This window comes from Gilliamella sp. B2911, from assembly GCF_026536965.1.
Lineage (GTDB): Bacteria > Pseudomonadota > Gammaproteobacteria > Enterobacterales > Orbaceae > Gilliamella > Gilliamella apicola_E.
Map to the genome: position 1 here is coordinate 91,583 of NZ_JAFNNA010000007.1, position 21,620 is coordinate 113,202.

The window sequence follows — 21,620 nt, forward strand, 5'->3', positions numbered from 1 at the left end:
ATGATTAAATCAATATATCCTTATTGGCCTGCACCGAGTAATGTTCGCGCTTTCACCTCCACTCGTATTGGAGGGGTAAGCCTTCCCCCTTTTGACAGCTTAAATTTAGGCAGTCGAACAGGGGATGACTTAAATAACATCGTAGAAAATAGAAATCGCTTAATACAAGCGGAAAAAGTGCCGAGTGAACCTTATTGGTTAAATCAAACACACAGTACAACTGTCCTAGATATCACAAAAGTAAAACCTGCAATTAATACGACACGATTTGAAGCTGATGGCTCCTACACTAAGCAAGCTAATCAGGTCAGTGTAGTCTTAACTGCTGATTGTATGCCGGTACTATTTTGCTCTGTTAAAGGCGATCAAGTTGCTGCTGCTCATGCGGGTTGGCGAGGACTATGCCATGGTATATTAGAAGAAACCGCAAAAAAATTTCAATGCAACACCAATGAAATTCTCGTCTGGCTAGGACCAGCAATCAGTGCACAAAAATTTGAAGTAGGTATTGAAGTTAAAGAACAATTTGAAGAGTATGACAAAAATGCTCACCATGCATTCAAATTTATCGAAGGCAAAAAATATCTGGCCGACCTTTACATGATAGCTAAACAGCGATTAAACGCGATCGGAATTACTCAAATTTATGGTGGTAATTATTGCACGTATACTGAGCGCGATCTGTTTTACTCCTATCGAAGAGAAAACAAAACGGGAAGAATGGCGACAATGATATGGTTTGAAGAAAAGTGATAAACCACTAGTTTAATGGCAGTTAATAAAAAACTACTCAATATCAGCAAACTTATGAGTCTGTAAACTTAACAGCCATTTATTATCGATACGATTATGGTTAATCTGACCTAACAACTCAATGGTATCAAACATATTCATCTCACCATTTATCTCGCAAGGAGACAAATAGTAACGCTTAGCTTCAATATGCTGTTCAATGAAGTGACAAAAATCGATAAAGCCCGCTTGTTTTTCAGCGACGATTCGAACTTCATTGGCAGTTGATTGCAGAATGTTTTGGTAACGGCTTTGATAACAAAATTTAGGACTCAGTGCAACATAATCAATTAATGGATCAACCTTACCCAGCCCATTACTCTCAATAGCAATATAATAACCAGCCTGCTTCAAATGGGACAACAATATAGGTAAATCTCTAACCATAGTAGGCTCACCACCAGTGATAATAATATTAGAACTCTTATATTGCCCGACCATCGCCAGTAATTGCTCTAACGAAAAGCGCTTAAAATGACGAAAATTAGTATCGCACCAACTACAATTCAAATTACAACCAGCAAACCGAATAAAAATAGCAGGCATACCCGTATTATAACCTTCGCCCTGTAAAGATTCGAAGATTTCAACAATGCGATACTCAATCATTTTTCGCTCCGATGATACTCACAATAAGAAGAGGGGGTCTCCCAAAGCTTAATCATCGACACCGGCAAAAACTGAGACAAACGTTCGAAAATAAATTTACTCATTCCTTCCGCCGTAGTACGGCAAGGAAAAGCAAAAACTTTACGTTCCATTTGTTCTAAAAGCATAGCTATTTTGCGTTCATTAGCATTATCTTGATGATAAAGATAAGCATGATCCAATTGATCAACAATCTGCTGTTTTACAATCAACTTAAGATCAGCATAATCCATTACCATATCAGCGCTGGATCCACTGGAAATAAGATCATCGCTGATCTCGACTAACAAACGGTAGGTATGACCATGAAGGTTATGACATTTTCCATTATGCCCATCAAGCATATGACAAGCATCGAATTGAAACTCTTTAGCAATTTTAAACATATAATTTCCTAGTTTTTTTACGTGGGATGGATCACGAACCACGGTTGGCTAACTTAAAAGCGAGGCTAATATAAAGGATAAAAACCCATGTGTCACCTAAATTTTCTCAACCTTATTGATTAATCGATGATTTTTCAAGCTACTTTATCTTTTGCAAAGAAACGAGTAATATATATACAGCTTTGTTTCAAAAAATCGTCAAAAATATTGTTAATCAGCTCTTGAAATTTATTCTTCCACACTTATTTAGTGAATATGCAAATGGATTGAATGTTTTAAACATTTAAACCAAATCTATTGCTTAGGAGATAAATAATATGAGGTTAGATAAACTCACAAACAAGTTTCAACAAGCTTTAGCTGATGCTCAATCAATGGCATTAGGTAAAGACAATCAATACATAGAGCCTATACATGTGCTATCAGCCATGTTAAACCAAGAAGGAAGCAGTATAAATCCATTACTTGCTGCTTCAGGCGCGAATGTTGCGACATTACAACAAGAACTAAATCAAGCAATCGAACGCTTACCACAAGTTCAAGGTATCGGTGGTGAAGTTATACCATCACAAGAATTTATTAAAATCTTAAATTTATGCGATAAATTATCCCAAAAAAATGGCGATAGCTACATCTCGTCTGAACTATTTATATTAGCGGCATTAGATGAAAAAGGAAGCCTAGCAGATATCTTAAAAAAAGCAGGCGTTACTAAAGAAAAATTTAGCCAAGCTGTTAACCAAGTGAGAGGAAGTGATAACGTGAACGATCCTAATGCTGAAGATCAACGTGGTGCATTAAAAAAATACACCATTGACCTAACTGAACGCGCAGAACAAGGAAAACTTGACCCAGTAATCGGTCGTGATGAAGAAATTCGTCGCACAATACAAGTATTACAACGTAGAACTAAAAACAACCCAGTACTCATTGGTGAACCAGGTGTTGGTAAAACCGCTATTGTTGAAGGACTTGCACAACGAATTGTTAACCGAGAAGTGCCAGAAGGATTACGTAACAAGCGCGTATTATCATTAGATATGGGGGCATTAATTGCTGGTGCTAAATATCGTGGTGAATTTGAAGAACGCTTAAAAGCGGTATTAAAAGATATTGCCAAAGCGGAAGGCAGCATAATTTTATTTATTGATGAAATTCACACCATGGTTGGTGCAGGTAAAAGTGACGGGGCGATGGACGCTGGAAACATGTTAAAACCAGCATTAGCTCGAGGTGAACTACACTGCGTAGGGGCAACTACACTTGATGAATATCGTCAATACATAGAAAAAGATCCAGCATTAGAACGTCGATTCCAAAAGGTCTATGTAGCAGAACCAACAGTTGAAGACACGATCGCAATCTTACGTGGCTTAAAAGAGCGCTATGAACTGCATCACCACGTACAAATTACTGATCCAGCCATTGTTGCTGCTGCAACTTTATCGCATCGTTACATCTCTGATCGAATGTTACCCGATAAAGCGATCGACTTAATCGACGAAGCAGCATCAAGCATCCGTATGCAAATGGATTCAAAACCAGAATCATTGGATCGACTTGAAAGACGTATTATCCAACTCAAACTTGAACAACAAGCGCTCAAGAAAGAGTCTGATGATGCAAGTAAAAAACGACTAGAGATGTTAAACGATGAACTTGCTGAAAAAGAAAAGGATTATGCATCACTTGAAGAAGAGTGGAAGTCAGAGAAGGCTGCACTTTCGGGCACTCAAAATATCAAGGCGGAGCTGGAAAAAGCGCGTACCGAGATAGAACAAGCTCGCCGAATGGGTGACTTGAACAAAATGTCCGAATTACAATATGGCAAAATTCCAGAGTTAGAAAAGAAACTGGCTTCTGCAACGCAATTAGAAGGCAAAACCATGAAGTTATTGCGTAACAAAGTCACCGATAACGAAATTGCCGAAGTACTATCTAAAGCAACGGGTATTCCTGTATCAAGAATGCTTGAAAGCGAAAAAGATAAACTACTTCACATGGAAGAAGCCTTACACAAACGTGTAATCGGTCAAGACGAAGCGGTTGTTGCCGTTGCTAATGCGATTCGTCGCAGTCGAGCAGGGCTATCTGACCCTAACAAACCAATTGGATCATTCCTATTTTTAGGACCAACAGGGGTAGGTAAAACTGAACTTTGTAAAGCCTTAGCTAACTTCATGTTTGACAGTGAAGATGCAATGGTTCGAATTGACATGTCCGAATTCATGGAAAAACATTCCGTGGCTCGATTAATCGGTGCGCCTCCCGGATATGTTGGTTATGAAGAAGGTGGCTATTTAACCGAAGCAGTAAGACGTCGACCATACTCCGTCATCTTACTTGATGAAGTTGAAAAAGCGCACCCAGATGTATTTAATATTTTATTACAAGTGCTTGATGATGGCCGATTAACTGATGGACAAGGCAGAACTGTGGATTTTAGAAACACAGTCATTATCATGACATCTAACTTAGGTTCAGACCTAATTCAAGGTCACGTCGAACTAAGTTATGACGAAATGAAAGCTTTAGTTATGACAGTGGTAACCCAACATTTCAGACCGGAATTTATTAACCGAATTGATGAAACAGTGGTATTCCACCCACTAGGTCAAGAAAACATTAAAGCAATTGCAAAAATACAACTCGCTCATGTTGAAAAACGCCTAGAAGAACGTGGATATGAAATGGATATCTCTGATAGTGCACTAGAACAACTTGCCAAAGTTGGCTTCGACCCAATTTATGGTGCAAGACCATTGAAACGTGCAATACAGCAAGAGATTGAAAACCCACTAGCTCAACAAATTTTATCGGGTAAATTAGTGCCTGGTAAAAAGATTCATCTAGACGTAGATGATGGAAATATTGTTGCAAAACAATAAGGTTACTTACTTATTGCGTCGAATAGGCAACAATATAAATAAGCCAAAAAGCCTGAAAAGAAATTTTCAGGCTTTTTTATCACAAAAATTGCCACCATGCGCATCTCAATTAAATAAAAAAAAGTTGAGGAGAGGGGTTTTTGAGGTGCTAATTGCAGAAATAATTAGAAAATAAAAATCCTGAAAGCTTCTTGTCAGACTTTTTTGTAGAAAATCTTAAAACTTAAAATTGATAGTTCAACTAATTAGAAAAAATTCTTATCTTAAATTTATAACCTAAATTTATCACCTAAATAACCGCCTTATTGACTATAAAAATTGGTAATATTTTGGGTTTAATCCTTTCAATTAATAAAAAAGATGGAATTAAATGTTCATCTCTATTTCGGCTTTATCATATTGTTTCTCTATAGAGAATTTGGCAAAATGAATAAAGAGCCAGTTAATTCATTCTAAAGGACACAAATATGATCAAGTTAATCATCACTGATTTAGATGGAACATTCTTAAATAGCCAAGGCGACTATGACCGTACATTATTTACCCAAGTCTATGACCTTATGGCAAAACAAAACGTCCAATTTGTTGCATGTACTGGAAAACAGTGTGAACGAGTAGAAGAACTCTTTGCCGATTATCTCGATAAAATTTGGATAGTAGGCGATAGTGCCACCACAATCAAACATAAAGGTGAATTTATCTATCGCTCTTTTATCGAAAATCAACTTGGGCAACGTATCATCAAAACCCTTGAACAAGCCAGTCAAGAGCATGTCATCATTGCATGTACTGCAAAAGGTGCAGTAATCAAATCTAATTTGCCTGCACACCTAAAACAAAAAGTCCGAGGATCGTATGCAACAATCATCGAAGTGGATGATTTTAAAACTGTCGCTGACGACTTTATCAAAATTACCGTGTATGACGAAAAAGAACAATGCCCACAAACACGCAAGCATTTAACACCGTATGATAATGACGTTTACATCGTCGTATCAGAAGCCGCTTGGATAGATATTACTGAACACAACGTCCACAAAGGCAACACCATCAAAAAACTACAACAAATCTTAAATATCACCTACCAGGAAACAATGGCATTTGGTGATGGCCTCAACGACATTGAACTACTCGAACAAGCCAATTACAGCTTTGCAATGCGTAATGCTTTCGACGAAACTAAAGCAGTAGCTAAATTTATTACTGGTTCAAATAATGAAAGTGCCGTAATGACAACAATACAACTTATGTTAGCACTTCAATAAAAAATTGAGGAGCGGGGTTTTTAAGACTTCAAAAACCCCGCTCCTCAACTTTATTTATTCTCAATTTGCCACTGATTTATCTCATCTAAAAGCAATCATTAAAATACTGCTCGGATTAAATCATCGTCATATAAACCTGATTATTGAGTAAATTCTTCGGATCAAACTGCTGCTTGATAGCGTGCATAAGTTGGCGATTGGCTTTGGGAATAGCATCATTATAATAGCTCACTTTCGCTGTACCAATGCCATGTTCTGCCGAAGGTAATCCACCAAGTTCAAGGCATTTTTGATAAAGAGCTTGATGAACTTGCTGTAGATCGGTATCCCACTGTTTATCATCACGATCATCACGCAAAATGCATAGATGAATATTTCCATCACCAGCGTGACCAAAGGCTAACATGCGTACCTTGGTTTTTGCTTCAAGCTGTTTGGTGAAGTGAATAAAATCGGCAATACGATTTATTGGAACCACAATATCAATCGGATCTTGTTCGGTCACTGCCTCAACCGCTCGCACTAATGAACCGCGAATCGTCCAAATTTGACTAGCCTGATTGCTATCTTCAGCAACAAAATAGTCACAGTCACCTAAATTCGCTAATAATTGCTTTCGTTGCTGTTCGATGGATTGTTGATCTGATCCATCAAGCATAATAATCAAATAAGCTTGGCTATGAGGTAGTGGGAATTGAAATCCTGAATACTTTTCGCCCCATTGTGCAACTTTACGTTCCACAAACTCTAGCGCGGTTGGCGTTAGGGTATGTAAAATGGTTGTGATACTGGCAATAGCCTGCTCAATAGTATTAAAACCAACAACAAATGTTTGAGATACTTTCGGCTTGGCGATCAGTTTTAACGTACATTGGGTAATGATGCCTAAAGTACCTTCACTGCCAATAAACAGATGCTTTAAAGCAAGCCCAGTATTGTCCTTAACATTTTTACTGCCAATATTTAACACACTCCCATCTGCCATCACCACCTCAAGTGCTTGCACATAGTCACGAGTTACACCGTATTTTACCGCACGCATCCCTCCTGCATTAGTACTGATATTTCCGCCAATAGTGGAGGATTTAGCACCCGGATCAGGTGGATAAAAAAGATCATACTGCTCAACAAACTGTTGTAAATCCTGCAATAAAATGCCGGGCTGTACCGTAATAGTGAAAGTTTCCTTGTCTAACTCAACAATCTCATTCATCAATGATAAATCAAGTATAATGCCACCATTAGGAATGGTTGAACCCACTAAATTTGTCCCAGCACCGCGAGTGGTAATATTCAGATTATTGGCATTGGCATATTTCACCACATCCGCTACTTCTTCGGTCGTTTTAGGATAAACTAATATATCAGCCTGCCCATATTTAAGCTTTAAACCATCGGTCAAGTAGGATTGTGGGATGGCATCTGCCAAAACAATGCGTTTTGAATCTTTAATGATAAGATTGTTCATACTAAATTACCCACTATTTATAACTTCTATCAAAGTGATTGGCTAACTTGTCACCGAGGTATTGAATCACCATCACAATAAAAATAAGAATAACAATACACAAAATAAGCACCTCGGTTACATAGCGTTGATAACCATAACTGATCGCCAAATCACCAATACCACCGCCACCAACAACCCCAGCCATTGAGCTAAAGCTGATAAGTGAAATTGTGGTAACCGTTGCGTGTCGTATTAATTGCGCCATTGCCTCAGGAAACAATATCCCAAAAATAATACGCATATGTGATGCACCACTTGCTACCGCAGCTTCGATCACACCTTTATCAATTTGGCTAAAAGCGTTTTCGGCTAACCGTGCATAAAATGCAATAGCGGCAAGTGAAAGCGGTAAAATTACCGCTTTAGGACCCACTGCGGTATCAACCAACAGCGCGCCTAAAGGTAACACCGTAACCATCAGAATTAAAAATGGAATTGAACGGGTTGCATTGACGATAAAATTCGCAATACTGTTAATGATTCTATTTTTAAAGAAGAATTGATTTGACATTAAAAACAGCAATAATCCGATTAATGTGCCGAAGATCAAACCAGCTAATAATGACCAACTTACCATAATGAATGTCTCGTAAGCGGCTTTCCATAACATTTGCGCTATTTCGTTAATGGTGAGTTTAATCATTAGTTTATTTCCTCAACAATGACTTCTTGATCGGCCAATTTGGTGATTAAATTTTGGATATTAGTCGATTCACCAATCAGCTCGATCACCAAATTACCCAAAGCTTGATTGTCGAAATATTCAATAAACCCATGCAAAATATTAAATGACACACCGGTTTCAATCGCTGATTGATACAGAATTGGCTGGGTAGTGTTTTCGTTAATGTAACGCAAACGGACCAATTTTCCTTTTACATTTTGCTTTATAATATCTGGCAAATGGGTATTTTCATCGATATTAAGAAATTCTTGTGTGAATGGCTGTTTAGGGCAGGCAAAAAGGTTAAACGTGGTATTCATTTCGACAATTTCACCTTGTGACATTACTGCAACTCGGTGGCAGATTTTTTTAACCACATCAATTTCATGGGTGATTAAAACAATAGTTAAACCAAATTTTTGATTAAGCTGTTTTAACAAATCAAGAATCGCGCTGGTAGTAGTTGGATCTAAAGCACTGGTGGCTTCATCACACAACAAAATTTTGGCATCATTAGCCAGCGCTCTGGCAATACCGACTCGTTGCTTTTGCCCACCACTGAGTTCAGCAGGGTAGGCATTCGCTTTATCACTTAACCCAACTAAAGCAAGCAATTCGTTGACTCTATTTTTAACCGCATCGCCTTTTTTACCAGCGGCTTTAAGCACAAAAGCAATATTTTCATAAACGGTTTTTGATGATGCTAAATTAAAGTTCTGAAAAATCATCCCAACATGAAAACGAAACGCTTGCAATTCACGCCCACGTAAGGTTTGAATATCAACACCATTAATAATAACTTGCCCGGACGAAGGTTCAGCAAGCCGATTAAGCGTTCTTACTAAAGTACTTTTTCCCGCACCGCTCGAACCAATGATCCCGAAGATCTCGCCTTGATTGACATCAAACGAGACCTTTTTAACCGCTTCAACAACTTGATCTTTGGCTTTAAATCTTACAGAAACATCTTTTACTTGAATTAAAGTCTGCATAATTAAAATAACTGATAATCAGGTTTTTGGAAGGTATAGAAAATACCGTTTTTATCATTAATGACTTGAGCAAACTCAGGTGATTTAAGCACGTCGATAATGTCTTTACCTAATGTATCTTTTGATTCAGTGCGAATCGCAATAACATTTTTATGATCTTTATCTAACACTTCATGATAAAGCGCCTTAGAAAGATCTAAACCCGCACCAATTGCATAATTACCATTAACCACTGATAACGCAACATTGTCAAGCGAACGTGGAGTTTGTGGTGCTTCAATTGGTACAATCTCTAAACCATAACGGTTTTCGATAATGTTTTTAGGGGTTAAATTGTTTTTATCCACATTTGGATCAAGCTTAATCAACCCAGCTGCTTCTAAAATGCGTAAAGCACGAGCTTCGTTAGTCACATCACTTGAAATAGTCACTTGATCGCCTTGTTTTAATTGCGAAAAGTCAGTAATTTTATTTGAATAAATTCCCGCGCCAGCTGTCGGTACAAAACCAATCGCCATAATATCTAAATTACGCGCTTGCTTAAAATTATTAAGATAAGTTAAATGTTGAAATAAATTAACATCAATATCTCTATTTGCTAATGCTAAGTTTGGTTGAACATAATCGCTAAATTCACGAATTTCGATATGGTAACCTTTCTTTTCTAATCCAGGCGCAATAGCATGTTTAAACATGTCACCATAAGGACCAGCGGCAACACCAACTGTAATTTGATTCTCTTTTTTAGCATTATCACAGCCAGTTAATACTGAAGTTAAAATGACTAAACTTGCCACAATTAATTTTTTAAACATAATAATTTTTCCTTAAGTTTGGATAATCTTTCTAAAGCTGCAATCAGCGTTGGTTCTTGTTTAGCAAAATGGAAACGAATATAACGATATTCAGGATGTTTAAAAAAGGCCGATCCCGGCACAGCTGCTACGCCGACTTCTTTAATTAACCATTCGCAAAATTCAAAATCGGTCTTAAATGGATTAAACGCCGAAATATCCACTAAAACATAATACGCACCTTGAGGCTCATAATAAGCAAGGCCTAACTCATCTAATCCGTTCAAAAATAAACGGCGCTTAGCGGTGTAAGTTTCGGTCAATTGTTGATAATAATCATCCTCTAAAGCTAACCCTGCACAAGCTGCTTTTTGTAGTGGGGCAGCAGCGCCAACGGTAAGAAAATCATGGATCATCTTACAACCATCTATAATCCTTTTATCAGCAATAATATAACCAAGGCGCCAACCGGTTATCGAATAGGTTTTCGACAACGAGCTACAACAAATAGTCCGCTCTTTCATATTTGGAAAACTTGCCAAATAAAGATGTTTATGCGGAGCATAAACCATATGCTCATACACTTCATCGGTAATAATGTAGGCATCAAACTCAATCGCCAATTGACTGATATAATTAAGCTCATCCTTAGTAAATACCTTGCCACAAGGATTGCTAGGATTACATAAAATCAGCGCCTTAGCGCCTTGCTCAAACGCTTCACGAAGTTGCTGTTTATCAAATTCAAATGTCGGCGGGATCAAAGGCACATAAATTGGGGTGGCATCAGAAAGAATGGCGTCCGCTCCGTAATTCTCATAAAACGGCGAAAAGATAATAACTTTATCTTTTGGATTACAAACCGTCATTACCGCACACATCATCGCCTCGGTACTACCACAAGTTACCAACACGTTTTCCTCTGGGTTGATATCAATTTGCATTAACTTTTGTTGCTTTTTAGCTAACAGACGCCGAAACTCAGCCGATCCCCAAGTGATCTCATATTGATGAGGACCACAATCGGCAGCTTGTTTTAACGCATCGATTAAAGGTTTCGGCGGATCAAAATCTGGAAACCCCTGTGACAAATTGATAGCTTGATATTGATTAGCGATCCGAGTCATCCGACGGATAACCGAATCGGAAAAGTGATCGAGTCGATTGGCTAGTTTATGCATTGTTTTTTATATATTAAAATTATGAAGTCGGAGATTATAATATAAAATCTTTCTATGACGGTTAAATAATATATTTATATATAGTTATACTTTTTTCTTATAACGGAGTCGAAAATAGCGACTAGATTTTAAAAAAGTTGAGGAGCGGGGTTTTTTAATCTCCAAAAAATATTATTTTTATAACTCTTTTTTTAATCAAAAATAAAATAATTAAAAATCATAATATTAAAAAGGTATTAAAAAAAAGGGTTTTTAAAACTCCAAATGCCCTTTGCCTTTTTGCAAACAACGATTATAGTATGTTTTGTTCTAGGTTTATGCCGTGTAGGCAGTTTAGAAAACCGAGCGACAATCCCAGTCTAGATAAAATAAGGTTTATGCCGTGTAGGCAGTTTAGAAATAATTAATATGTCTCGGAATTTTTCAAATTCAGGTTTATGCCGTGTAGGCAGTTAATAAAATATAATTTTCGAATCAATCAACTCAAGTCAGTTTATTCAATGCAGATAATATCCCGTTTCTTAAAAAGTTGAGGAGCGGGGTTTCTGGGGTTTTAAATACGCCCTAAGTAAAACTTTTATAGGGTTAAAAATGAGGATTTTTAGTGAGTGATAAATTTGATATTGATCAAATAGCAAATAGTTTATCTAATGATTATCTTTAGATCTTTCCTGATCCTCTTTACAAAGATTAACGATCTTAAACGCAAAAAATATTGCGTTATATTTTTCGGGTCACTATACTTTGAGATCATTTTAGCTGAGTAGCTAAAACATCAGCAATAAACATAAAATTGCAAATAAATCATAAATTTAATTGACAAGGTAGTCTAAATGCATTATAATTTTCAACAGGCAACAGGCAACAGGCAACTTGGCCAACCTATAATTTAAATTCGCCTAATTTAAACTCTCAACCTCTTTTTTTTCACTCCAGTTTATTAATCGACGAAAATTTAAGATCGCGTAGTCGATCGTTGCGTCTACTGTTACTTCGATCGCCATTTGGATCAATCCGATCATCTATTGGATCTAAATTATTCCGACTGATCTTTTTATCGCTAAGCTTATTGTTAATACCTTTTTATTCCAGCTATGCATTAACCTCTAAAACCTCAAATCTGATTCACGGTAATGCTCCGTATTTAACGTTTGATGGTGGTTATACAAGAGTGACAAACACTGACGGTCTGCTTGGTATTACATTATCTAACGGTACACAATATACGCCTTCAACCAATCCTTCATCTTCTTCAGCACCAATCGTCTTGCCCGTTGCAGGTCAGAGTTTTGCTGATATAGGTATGTTGGTTCCTACTGATACTAATTCAGTCGCTTTAAGTTCTCTTATCGGTCCTCCTTATAATTATTGGGGAGATGATGATGGTGATGGAGATATCAGTGCGACTGGCTCTTTAAATTTATCTATCGTCGATAAAAATGGGCAATCAGTATCACGTAATGCAGTACCAAAAATCTGTAATGCACCTTATCAAGTAAAATTAACTAATACAGATGGTATATTAAGCACACGTTATGGTCTTCCAAGTCATAGTAGCTTTAGTGCAAGTAATGTGACCTATTATATCAATCCTAATCCATCGCCAACGGTTTGTTTTGCAAGGCCTAACCTATTGTATGGTAAGAACAAGGAGAATAATTGGCCACTAGATTTTAGCGGTCCTGCCTCGATTTGGGACCCTGCTAATGGTTTTCTTCCTCAATCATCTTACGGTTTAAACTTTCCGACTACTGGTGCTAATGGTTTGTACTTCGATTTAGTCATTTCGGATAGTAATCAGGTATTGTCTTGGCCTCCTGTTTCTCAGGGGGGGATAACCGCTACTATGAGCAATTCCACAAGTACAGGTGTTCGAGTTACATTAACAGGTCCTTTCGCCACTGAGTCCCAACAAGATTCTGGCTTTCCAGGTCCAATACCTAAGCCACCTTTACCTCTGACCTTTGAATTAGTCGGTCGCGATAGTCAAGGTAATGCAATTGTTAAATATGGTTTTACGCTAAAGCAGTGGTTCGTTAACCGTGGTACTGGTTATGAGGACTTTTATCCTGATCTTGCCTTTTGGTGTAACAATTTAGGTTATCGCGTATCACGCGTAAGTGATTTAACTAATTCAAACCATCGTATGGGCGCAATCCCTTCGTCATCTGGCAATCATTATCAGCGTCGCATTGGTTCAGGTTTTTTCACGGAGTGGGGCAAAATGGACGATTACTCAGGAGCTGACTTCATAAGTGCTTACTATTGGACTAGTGATCTGGATGCTAATCGCAATTTTATTGTGTTCGCGCTCAACGGTTATGTGAATTCGTACCAAAATGACGCAAATAACGGCGGACTTTGTACTTATCCTTAGTTCTTATTTCTTCATCCTTAATCTTTAGGTCGGGGGTTGGAGTGATAAAAATAGTATTAAGTGATTAAAATAAGCGACGACTGAATTACCCGCCTCGGCGGGTTTATTTTTGAGGTGTTTTATCGCAAAAAAAATTGAGGAGTGGGGTTTTTGATGTTCTCAATTTCACTTAAAAAATTATTAAAATATCAAAATCACTAAATTTCTAATCCAAAGCCTTAAAATAAAATTTTTGAGGATCAATCGCTCTAATTTTAAAGATTTGCAACGGTGATATTCAATTAAAACAATAGCTAAATAATTATAATTTAGATCATTTTTAGATCATCTTTACAAAAGCTAATATAAATGAGTGAAAAAAAGTGTTGCATCGTGTTTTTCCAATCACTATACTTTTTACACGGTTTTAGCTAAAAGGCTAAAATTTGACAGAAAAGCATAAAATTGTAAATTAATCAAAAAATTACTTGACAGGATAGTCTAAAATGCATTATAATTTTCAACAGCCAACAGCCAACAGCCAACCTGCCAAACCTATCTTTTAAATTCGCCTAAGTCCAGCACCCAGTTTAAATTTTTCACTGAAGATTATTTTTCTACTCAATCAAGTGAAATTCTGCGAATTTTCGCGCGATCGCTTCCGCGATCCTCTTCTCGATCCTTTTTCCGATCGTTTTCCGGATCCTCTTTCAGATCCTGTTTTCGATCCTTTTCCCAATTATCCCGGCAGATTGTTTTTTTCGTGGCTTTTTTTCTTCCTTTTTCGGGTCATGCATTGACATCACAGACAACTAGGAATGCGATACAGGGTAGTGCACCTTATCTGACTTTCGACGGTGGTCGTACACGCGCGGTTGATGCTAACGGTCTGCTTGGGATTACTCTATCTGACGGAGCTAATTACACGCCTTCTAACAATTCATCATCTACAACTCCAATCGTCTTGCCCGTTGAGGGTCAGAGTTTTGCTGATATTCGTATGTTCGTTCCTACTGATACTAATTCAGTCGCTTTAAGTACACTTATCGGTCCTCCTAATAATTATTGGGGAGATGATGATGGAGATTCTGGCGTTAGTGCTACAGGTCATTTAAGTTTATCTATCGTCGATAAAAGCGGTCAATCGGTATCACGTAGTACCGTGCCAACAATTTGTAATGCACCTTATAAGGTTACGTTATCCAGTACTAACGGTACATTATCTACACGTTATGGTTTTCCTAATCGTAGTAGTTTCAGTGCCCGTAATGTGACTTATTACGTCAATCCTAAGGCTGCGCCGGTGGTTTGTTTTGCTCGGCCTAATTTAATGTATGGTAAGCTTGGAGATGATAGGGAGAATCCATCTTGGGATTTTGCTGGCCCAGCTTCGATGTGGGACCCTGCTAATGGTTTTATCCCTCAGTCAACTGGCCCATCATCTTACGGTCAAAACTTTCCTACAACTGGTGCTAACAAACTGTACTTTGATTTAGATATTAGTGGTGTTAGTCAACCTTTGTCTTGGTCTTCGTTATCTCAGGGAGGTATCACCGTTACAATGTCTAATTCTAGCGCTACACGCGTACGCGTTACTTTAACGGGTCCTTACGCTACCACATCCCAGCATCGTTCAGACAATCCTGGTCGTATTTCCACTCCATCTTTGCCTCAGACCTTCGAGTTGGTCGGTCGTGACAATAATGGTAATCCCGTTCTTAAATATGGTTTTACATTGAAGCAGTGGTTCGTCAATCGAGGTTTTAAGTATGACATTTATCCTCCTACCTTATCTTGGTGTAGTAGCCTTGGTTATCGAATGCCTCGCGTAAAGGATTTAACCAACGCTGTTCGTAGAGATGTAGTCGTACCTAGTGCCACTCCTCGTTCACCTGGTAATCATTACATTCGTCATATAGGTTCAGGCTTTTTCACGGAGTGGGGCGATATGTCCAGTTATTCAGGCGCGGACTTCGACAACAATCAGCTTTACTGGACTAGTGATCCCACTGGTAGTCACCATTTTATCGTGGGCTCGGAATACGGTCGTGCGTCTTGGCGCAACTACGACACCAGCGACTACGGACTTTGCACCTATCCTTAATTCTTATTTCTTCGTCCTTAATCCTTAATCATTAATCCTTAGGCCGGGGGTTGGAGTGATAAAAAATAGTGTTGAGTCATTAAAAGTAAGCTGACTCAAGGAGTCAACGTCGTTTAGCCATAAAAAGCGATTTTGTGGCTTAGCGACGTTTGAATAACCCGCTTAGGCGGGTTTATTTTTGAGGTGTTTTATTGCAAAAAAGTTGAGGAACGGGGTTTTCTAAGCCCCCAAAAATATTATTTTTATAACCCTTTTTTTAATCAAAAAATAAAATAATTAAAAATCATAACTTTAAAAAGATAATAAAAAAAAGGGTTTTTAAAACTCCAAATGCCCTTTGCCTTTTTGCAAACAATGATTATAGTATGTCTTGTTCTAGGTTTATGCCGAGTAGGCAGTTTATAAAATAAAATTTTCGAATCAATCAATACCAGTCCGTTTATTCAGTGCAGATAATATCCCGTTTCTTAAAAAGTTGAGGAGCGGGGTTTTTGAATGATCATTTTTATTAAAAATCCCCTTCAATCTGAAATATCTAATTTATCTATTAGAGTGAAAGCTGAAATCTATATAACCTAGTTAACTTTCTACGTTAAAATAACTAACTTTATTTTTTATCGCAAATTAAAGGACAAACCTAATGACAACCGAATTGACAACGCTTGATAAGATTAAACGCCAAATTGCCGAAAATCCGATTATTCTTTATATGAAAGGTTCGCCAAAATTGCCAAGTTGTGGTTTTTCAGCTCAAGCTGTGCAGGTGTTATCGCAATGTGGTGTGCCGTTTGCGTATGTTGATATTTTACAAAATCCAGATATTCGTGCTGAATTGCCAAAATTTGCTAACTGGCCGACCTTTCCACAACTTTGGGTTGAAGGGGAGTTGATTGGTGGTTGTGATATTATGTTAGAGATGTTTCAAACCGGTGAACTGCAAACCTTGATCAAAGAGACGGCAGAAAATCATAAAAACGATCAATAATGTTGAGAAAGAGAGCGCTAAGCTCTCTTTTTTTTATATTTTTTTTATATTTTGACTATTCTTCTGTTTTCGGCTCGACTAAAGGCCAGCCACCTAATCGTTTAAAACGGTTAACGATTTCACAAAATAAAATAGCCGTCTTTTCGGTATCATAAAGAGCTGAATGTGCTTGTTTATGATCGAACGGGATATTTGCCGTTTCGCAGGCTTTAGCTAGAACTGTTTGCCCAAAGACTAAACCACAAAGTGATGCCGTATCAAAAGTCGCAAAAGGGTGGAAAGGGTTGCGTTTAATACCCACTCTTTCAGCCGCAGTCATCAAAAAACTGTGATCAAAATGCGCATTATGTGCCACTATTACAGCACGGGTACAGTCATTGGCTTTGATTCCGGTGCGAACTAATTTAAAGATTGCCTCAATTGCCTCTTTCTCATCAACCGCGCCTCGTAACGGATTATTGGGATCAATGCCGTTAAAAGCTAACGCTGTTGGCTCTAAAATAGCATCGGCAAAGGGATTGACATTAAATTGCAATGTTTTATCAGGCTCGAGCCAGCCGTCATCTGTCATTTTAAGCGTAATGGCTGCGATTTCTAAAATAGCATTGAGTTTTGGATCAAATCCGGAGGTTTCTATATCGATAACCACGGGATAAAATCCTCGAAAGCGTTCACAAAGTTTTGGCACAATAGTTAGTCTTATCTATCTAAAATGAGAGGTATTATGCCAGTTTTTACTTTTTTCGCCTAGTTTTACCTACTTAAATCAATTAAGTTTTTAACTTAGTATGACGTGTTAATCCTCTTGAGTTTTATTCTTTATAGGCGTTATTAGCATCTTACTTATCCTATTTTGCTTTGCTATCAAATTTTACTACTGTGCGTTAAGTCTATATTAAGCATGTTGTCCCGAAATCTAAACTAGTCAAGTAAGTGATTAAATTTGAGACTTAATCTTGAATAAGCAGGATGGTAAAAGACTTAAAATAATTGTTTAATTAATCATAATATCGGGTGAGATATTACGAGAAAGCGACTATAATTAGCGCCAAACAAAAGGGCGAAAAGTTTTTATCTTAAGCATTTTGTTAAGACTGTTTTAGTTTAATTCTAAGGTTTGCGAGGGCATTGTGCATAATTTCGAACTTCAACACATCATTGATACACATCTGCAAGTGACACGATATCGTGACTATGCGCCAAATGGTTTGCAAGTTCAAGGTCGTCCGGAGATTAACAAAATTGTGACAGGGGTAACGGCTTGTCAGTTATTGTTAGATAAAGCGGTCGAGCTAAATGCTGATGCGATTCTTGTTCATCATGGCTATTTTTGGAAAAATGAGCCAGAGACAATTACTGGCATAAAGTATCATCGAATGAAGACGTTACTTAGCCATGATATCAATTTATATAGTTATCATCTTCCATTAGATGGTCATCCAGTATTGGGTAATAATGTGTTGCTTGGGCAAATGTTTGATATTACGGTTGATGCGCGTGATGATATTACCGATTTGCTTTTTAAAGGCACGTTAGCGAATCCGTTAACCGCAATTGAATTTAAACAGCTACTTGAACAGAAGCTACATAATGGTCGCCATTCAGTTTTATTTTGTGGTGATAATGCCCCAGCAGTGATTAAGCGAGTTGCATGGTGTAGTGGTGGTGGTCAGGATTATATTGAAACGGCTGCTCAGCAAGGCTTTGATGCTTTTTTTACTGGAGAAGTATCAGAACGAACCATTCACATTGCCCGTGAATACGGTATCAATTTTTATGCTTGCGGACATCATGCCACAGAGCGATATGGTATAAAAACATTAGGAGAATGGTTATCGACTAACCATGGCTTAGAAACTATTTTTATCGATATTGATAATCCTGCATAACAAAAGTTGAATTTAAATAAGAAATATCGCATACTTATTCGCAGTTTTTTTAATCTTTAAGTTGTTTTATAAACACAGAATATGAGAGGTCGCTTTATGTTTACAGGAAGTCTGGTCGCACTTGTTACTCCAATGGATACGAAAGGAAATGTGGACCATGTAAGCCTAAAAAAAATGGTCGAATATCATATTGAAAATGGCACATCTGCTATTGTATCAGTAGGAACTACTGGCGAATCAGCAACGCTTGATCATCATGAGCACATTGATGTTATTAAACGCACTATTGATTATGCAGATGGTCGAATTGATATTATTGCTGGCACAGGTTCAAATGCCACCAAAGAAGCGATCGAATTAACTCGTCAAGTTGAAAATATCGGTGTAGTAGGTTGCTTAACGGTAGCGCCTTACTACAATAAACCAACGCAAGAAGGTTTATACCAACACTTCAAAGCGATTGCAGAAAGTTCTCCATTACCTCAAATTATTTATAATGTTCCTGGTCGTACTTGTAGTGACATTAAACCAGAAACTGTCGGTCGATTAGCTAAAATTAAAAACATTGTTGCGTTAAAAGATGCAACGGGTGATCTGTCTCGCGTTTACAAAACTCGTAAATTAGTTGGCGAAGATTTTAAGCTATTAAGTGGTGATGATGCGACTTTCTTAGACTTTATCATTTTAGGTGGTGATGGTGTTATCTCGGTAACCGCTAACGTAGCAGCGAAACAAGTTGCAACCGTTTGTGAATTGGCATTTAATAACCAAATCCAACAAGCACGCACGTTAAACGATACTTTAATGGGTCTTCATACTCATCTATTTATTGAACCAAACCCAACGCCAGCAAAATGGGCGTGTACTCGTTTAGGTTTAATGGCAAACGGCACTATACGTTTACCATTAGTGCCATTGAGTGATGCTTCTATTCCTGTAGTTGAACAAGCATTAAAAGATGCTAAATTAATTTAAAATTGACTATAACCTTACTTAAAAGCAGAAATCTATGTTGAATAAAACTGAATTGAAAAGCAATGCCTTTAAAAAACTAGCTGTTTTATCGGTTATTACATCGATGTTTATGGTTGGATGTAGTAGCGATCAAAGTTATAAACGAGAGGTTGATGGCAATGAAGATTACCTCAATTCGCCCGCTTTAAAAGCGTTAATTATTCCTGAAGGTGTTTCTGTACCAGTTGAATCTGGTGATTTTTATGTGGACAACAACAAAATTGATGGTGCCGTTGGTAAACAACTTGATATTCGTCCACCAACATTAGCTATTGCAACTATCCCAGAATCTTTTGTACATCATGAACAAAACACTGTTACCTTTAACGTGCCAGTTAGTTATGGTGTATGGAATAATATTCCAAATACATTAAATAAACAAAATATACTGGTTAGTTCAAGCGATAGTAAAACCATTAAAACAAATAATGCAATTATTTCTCGCCAAGATGAACAACAACCGGTTGAGGCTTCTTTTGTCTTTACCCGCCAAAATTTAGGTGCAACAGAAACTATCACTATCGTATTAAGTTCATTAACACGTAGTGGTGAAAATCTTATGTCACAGCCGATCGAAGTTCAGCGTTATGTAGTTGGATTATTTAATCAAATAATGGATGATGTCGCACCTGAATCGCTACGAACTGTGCCGGTTAAAACAGATGAAAAAGAGTCAGATACAAATAAAGAGCTGAAAGAAGATCTTAAAGACAGTGTCAGAGATAGCATCAGAAATGATCGCTAATTAAACGATTAGATAATCTTTCATCTAAATGAGTTAAAACCGCGTAAAGCCGATTTTAACCCAATAGCGGAGTAACTTACCTTTGCTATATAAATGAATGTTTATAACTACAGTTTATAACTACAATTTATAACTACGGTTTATAGCGAACACTTATAACAGCAAGGTACTTGATTTGAAATTAAGGGGCGAATAGCTCCTTAATTATTTATTGGCAATTTGATATAAGGTTATAAACATGAAAAAGTTGGCTGAGCTTTATCGTGGTAAAGCAAAAACGGTTTACACCACTGACAACCCAGATCTATTAATCCTTGAATTTCGTAACGACACCTCGGCATTTGATGGACTGCGCATTGAGCAGTTAGATCGAAAGGGGATGGTCAATAATAAATTTAACTATTTTATTATGACCAAGTTACGTGAAGCAGGTATTCCAACTCAAGTTGAAGCCCTATTATCAGATAATGAAGTTTTAGTTAAAAAACTTGATATGGTGCCAGTTGAATGTGTCGTTCGTAATCGAGCTGCTGGTTCATTAGTAAAACGTTTAGGCGTTGAAGAAGGCAAAATCCTTAATCCTCCAACATTTGAACTTTTCTTAAAAAATGATGCCCTGCATGACCCTATGGTCAATGAGTCACACTGTAAAGCATTTGGCTGGGCAACGGATGAGCAGTTAACAACGATGAAGGAACTTAGCTTTAAAATAAATACCGTGCTAACGGAGCTTTTTGATAAAGCCGGATTAATTTTAGTTGATTACAAATTAGAGTTTGGTCTATTTCATGGCGAAATCACATTAGGCGATGAGTTTTCACCAGATGGTTGCCGTTTATGGGAAAAAGAGACCTTGAAAAAAATGGATAAAGATCGCTTCCGTCAAGGTTTAGGTGGTGTGATTGAGGCCTACGAAGAGGTAGCCAAACGTATTGGTGTTCCACTTTAATGTTTGCCCAATTTGATATCTCCTTTTTTTTATTATTAGGTTTAGCTGCACTGTGTTATATCACGCATAATAACACAGTGACCTTTGCAGTATTGCTACTGTTGTTATTCAAATTAACACCGCTAGCAACCTATTTTCCGTTCTTAAATCAATATGGATTAACCATTGGCATTGTCATTTTAACGGCGGCTATGATGGTTCCTTTAGCGGATGGCTCGTTAAAAATTACCGATATTGTAAAATCATTCACCACCTGGCAATCGTTACTGGCTATTTTAGTTGGCATATTAGTCTCATGGTTAGGCACGCGTGGTATATCCTTAATTGGTGCTCATCCAACTATAATTAATGGCTTAATTATTGGTACACTTATTGGTGTTGCCTTTTTCAAAGGGATACCGGTTGGTCCATTGATTGCAGCAGGAATTTTATCCTTATTGATTGGAAAAAGTTAATCA

Annotated in this window: 19 protein-coding genes and 1 riboswitch; of the genes, 11 read left to right on the forward strand and 8 right to left on the reverse strand. The window is 37.5% G+C overall.

Annotated elements, in window-relative coordinates; genetic code table 11:
- Positions 1–753, forward strand: a complete 753-nt coding sequence (pgeF, locus tag J3U27_RS07585; RefSeq protein ID WP_267377179.1) for a peptidoglycan editing factor PgeF — start codon at positions 1–3, stop codon at positions 751–753.
- Between the two features lie 33 nt (positions 754–786).
- Here pgeF and J3U27_RS07590 read toward each other — a convergent pair whose 3' ends face one another.
- Positions 787–1,401, reverse strand: coding sequence for a 7-carboxy-7-deazaguanine synthase QueE (locus J3U27_RS07590; RefSeq protein WP_065562593.1), 615 nt, complete (start codon positions 1,399–1,401; stop codon positions 787–789).
- Positions 1,398–1,826 carry a 6-carboxytetrahydropterin synthase QueD gene (gene queD / locus J3U27_RS07595; RefSeq protein ID WP_065562592.1) on the reverse strand — a complete coding sequence of 143 codons (429 nt, stop codon included), beginning with the start codon at positions 1,824–1,826 and terminating at the stop codon, positions 1,398–1,400. Before queD ends, J3U27_RS07590 begins: the two co-directional genes overlap by 4 nt.
- Before the next feature lie 2 nt (positions 1,827–1,828).
- Positions 1,829–1,874, reverse strand: a riboswitch (PreQ1 riboswitch).
- A gap of 269 nt (positions 1,875–2,143) precedes the next feature.
- Here queD and clpB point away from each other — a divergent pair.
- Complete coding sequence (clpB, locus tag J3U27_RS07600) at positions 2,144–4,714, forward strand: ATP-dependent chaperone ClpB (protein ID WP_065562591.1); 2,571 nt, start codon at positions 2,144–2,146, stop codon at positions 4,712–4,714.
- Positions 4,715–5,181: 467 nt separating this feature from the next.
- Positions 5,182–5,979: a Cof-type HAD-IIB family hydrolase gene (locus J3U27_RS07605; protein WP_065733887.1), complete on the forward strand. Its 798-nt coding sequence runs from the start codon at positions 5,182–5,184 to the stop codon at positions 5,977–5,979.
- A 115-nt stretch (positions 5,980–6,094) separates the two neighbouring features.
- Here J3U27_RS07605 and J3U27_RS07610 read toward each other — a convergent pair whose 3' ends face one another.
- The 5 genes from J3U27_RS07610 to J3U27_RS07630 are packed head-to-tail and all read right to left on the reverse strand — an operon-like array spanning position 6,095 to position 11,120.
- Positions 6,095–7,447: an FAD-binding oxidoreductase gene (locus J3U27_RS07610; protein ID WP_267377180.1), complete on the reverse strand. Its 1,353-nt coding sequence runs from the start codon at positions 7,445–7,447 to the stop codon at positions 6,095–6,097.
- 13 nt (positions 7,448–7,460) lie between these two features.
- On the reverse strand, positions 7,461–8,132 hold the full coding sequence (locus J3U27_RS07615) for a methionine ABC transporter permease (protein ID WP_065562588.1): 672 nt from the start codon (positions 8,130–8,132) through the stop codon (positions 7,461–7,463).
- On the reverse strand, positions 8,132–9,145 hold the full coding sequence (locus J3U27_RS07620; RefSeq protein ID WP_267377181.1) for a methionine ABC transporter ATP-binding protein: 1,014 nt from the start codon (positions 9,143–9,145) through the stop codon (positions 8,132–8,134). Before J3U27_RS07620 ends, J3U27_RS07615 begins: the two co-directional genes overlap by 1 nt.
- A gap of 2 nt (positions 9,146–9,147) precedes the next feature.
- A complete protein-coding gene (locus J3U27_RS07625) occupies positions 9,148–9,960 on the reverse strand; it encodes a MetQ/NlpA family ABC transporter substrate-binding protein (protein WP_267377182.1) in 813 nt (270 codons plus the stop codon).
- The gene (locus J3U27_RS07630) at positions 9,945–11,120 is read right to left on the reverse strand and encodes a pyridoxal phosphate-dependent aminotransferase (RefSeq protein WP_267377183.1); all 1,176 of its coding nucleotides are present in this window, start codon (positions 11,118–11,120) and stop codon (positions 9,945–9,947) included. Before J3U27_RS07630 ends, J3U27_RS07625 begins: the two co-directional genes overlap by 16 nt.
- A 1,069-nt stretch (positions 11,121–12,189) precedes the next feature.
- Here J3U27_RS07630 and J3U27_RS07635 point away from each other — a divergent pair.
- The 3 genes from J3U27_RS07635 (at position 12,190) to J3U27_RS07645 (ending at position 16,565) form a co-directional block, all read left to right on the forward strand.
- A complete protein-coding gene (locus J3U27_RS07635) occupies positions 12,190–13,497 on the forward strand; it encodes a hypothetical protein (protein ID WP_267377184.1) in 1,308 nt (435 codons plus the stop codon).
- A 742-nt stretch (positions 13,498–14,239) separates the two neighbouring features.
- Positions 14,240–15,580 (forward strand): hypothetical protein, encoded by a 1,341-nt coding sequence (locus tag J3U27_RS07640; protein WP_267377185.1) that lies wholly within the window; start codon positions 14,240–14,242, stop codon positions 15,578–15,580.
- Between the two features lie 652 nt (positions 15,581–16,232).
- Positions 16,233–16,565, forward strand: a complete 333-nt coding sequence (locus J3U27_RS07645) for a Grx4 family monothiol glutaredoxin (protein ID WP_416380555.1) — start codon at positions 16,233–16,235, stop codon at positions 16,563–16,565.
- A 55-nt stretch (positions 16,566–16,620) separates the two neighbouring features.
- Here the strand turns inward: J3U27_RS07645 and rnt are convergent, their stop codons facing one another.
- Positions 16,621–17,268 (reverse strand): ribonuclease T, encoded by a 648-nt coding sequence (gene rnt, locus J3U27_RS07650; protein WP_065563336.1) that lies wholly within the window; start codon positions 17,266–17,268, stop codon positions 16,621–16,623.
- 427 nt (positions 17,269–17,695) lie between these two features.
- On the opposite strand from rnt, the gene J3U27_RS07655 reads away from it, so the two are divergent.
- The 5 genes from J3U27_RS07655 (at position 17,696) to J3U27_RS07675 (ending at position 21,617) form a co-directional block, all read left to right on the forward strand.
- A complete protein-coding gene (locus J3U27_RS07655; RefSeq protein ID WP_065563335.1) occupies positions 17,696–18,454 on the forward strand; it encodes a Nif3-like dinuclear metal center hexameric protein in 759 nt (252 codons plus the stop codon).
- A 96-nt stretch (positions 18,455–18,550) separates the two neighbouring features.
- Entirely contained in the window at positions 18,551–19,429 is an 879-nt protein-coding gene (gene dapA / locus J3U27_RS07660; protein ID WP_065563334.1) for a 4-hydroxy-tetrahydrodipicolinate synthase, read from the forward strand.
- A gap of 34 nt (positions 19,430–19,463) precedes the next feature.
- The gene (gene bamC / locus J3U27_RS07665) at positions 19,464–20,213 is read left to right on the forward strand and encodes an outer membrane protein assembly factor BamC (protein WP_267377187.1); all 750 of its coding nucleotides are present in this window, start codon (positions 19,464–19,466) and stop codon (positions 20,211–20,213) included.
- A gap of 238 nt (positions 20,214–20,451) precedes the next feature.
- On the forward strand, positions 20,452–21,162 hold the full coding sequence (gene purC / locus J3U27_RS07670) for a phosphoribosylaminoimidazolesuccinocarboxamide synthase (protein ID WP_267377188.1): 711 nt from the start codon (positions 20,452–20,454) through the stop codon (positions 21,160–21,162).
- Entirely contained in the window at positions 21,162–21,617 is a 456-nt protein-coding gene (locus tag J3U27_RS07675; RefSeq protein ID WP_065563331.1) for a DUF441 domain-containing protein, read from the forward strand. Before purC ends, J3U27_RS07675 begins: the two co-directional genes overlap by 1 nt.
- Positions 21,618–21,620: the final 3 nt, after the last annotated feature.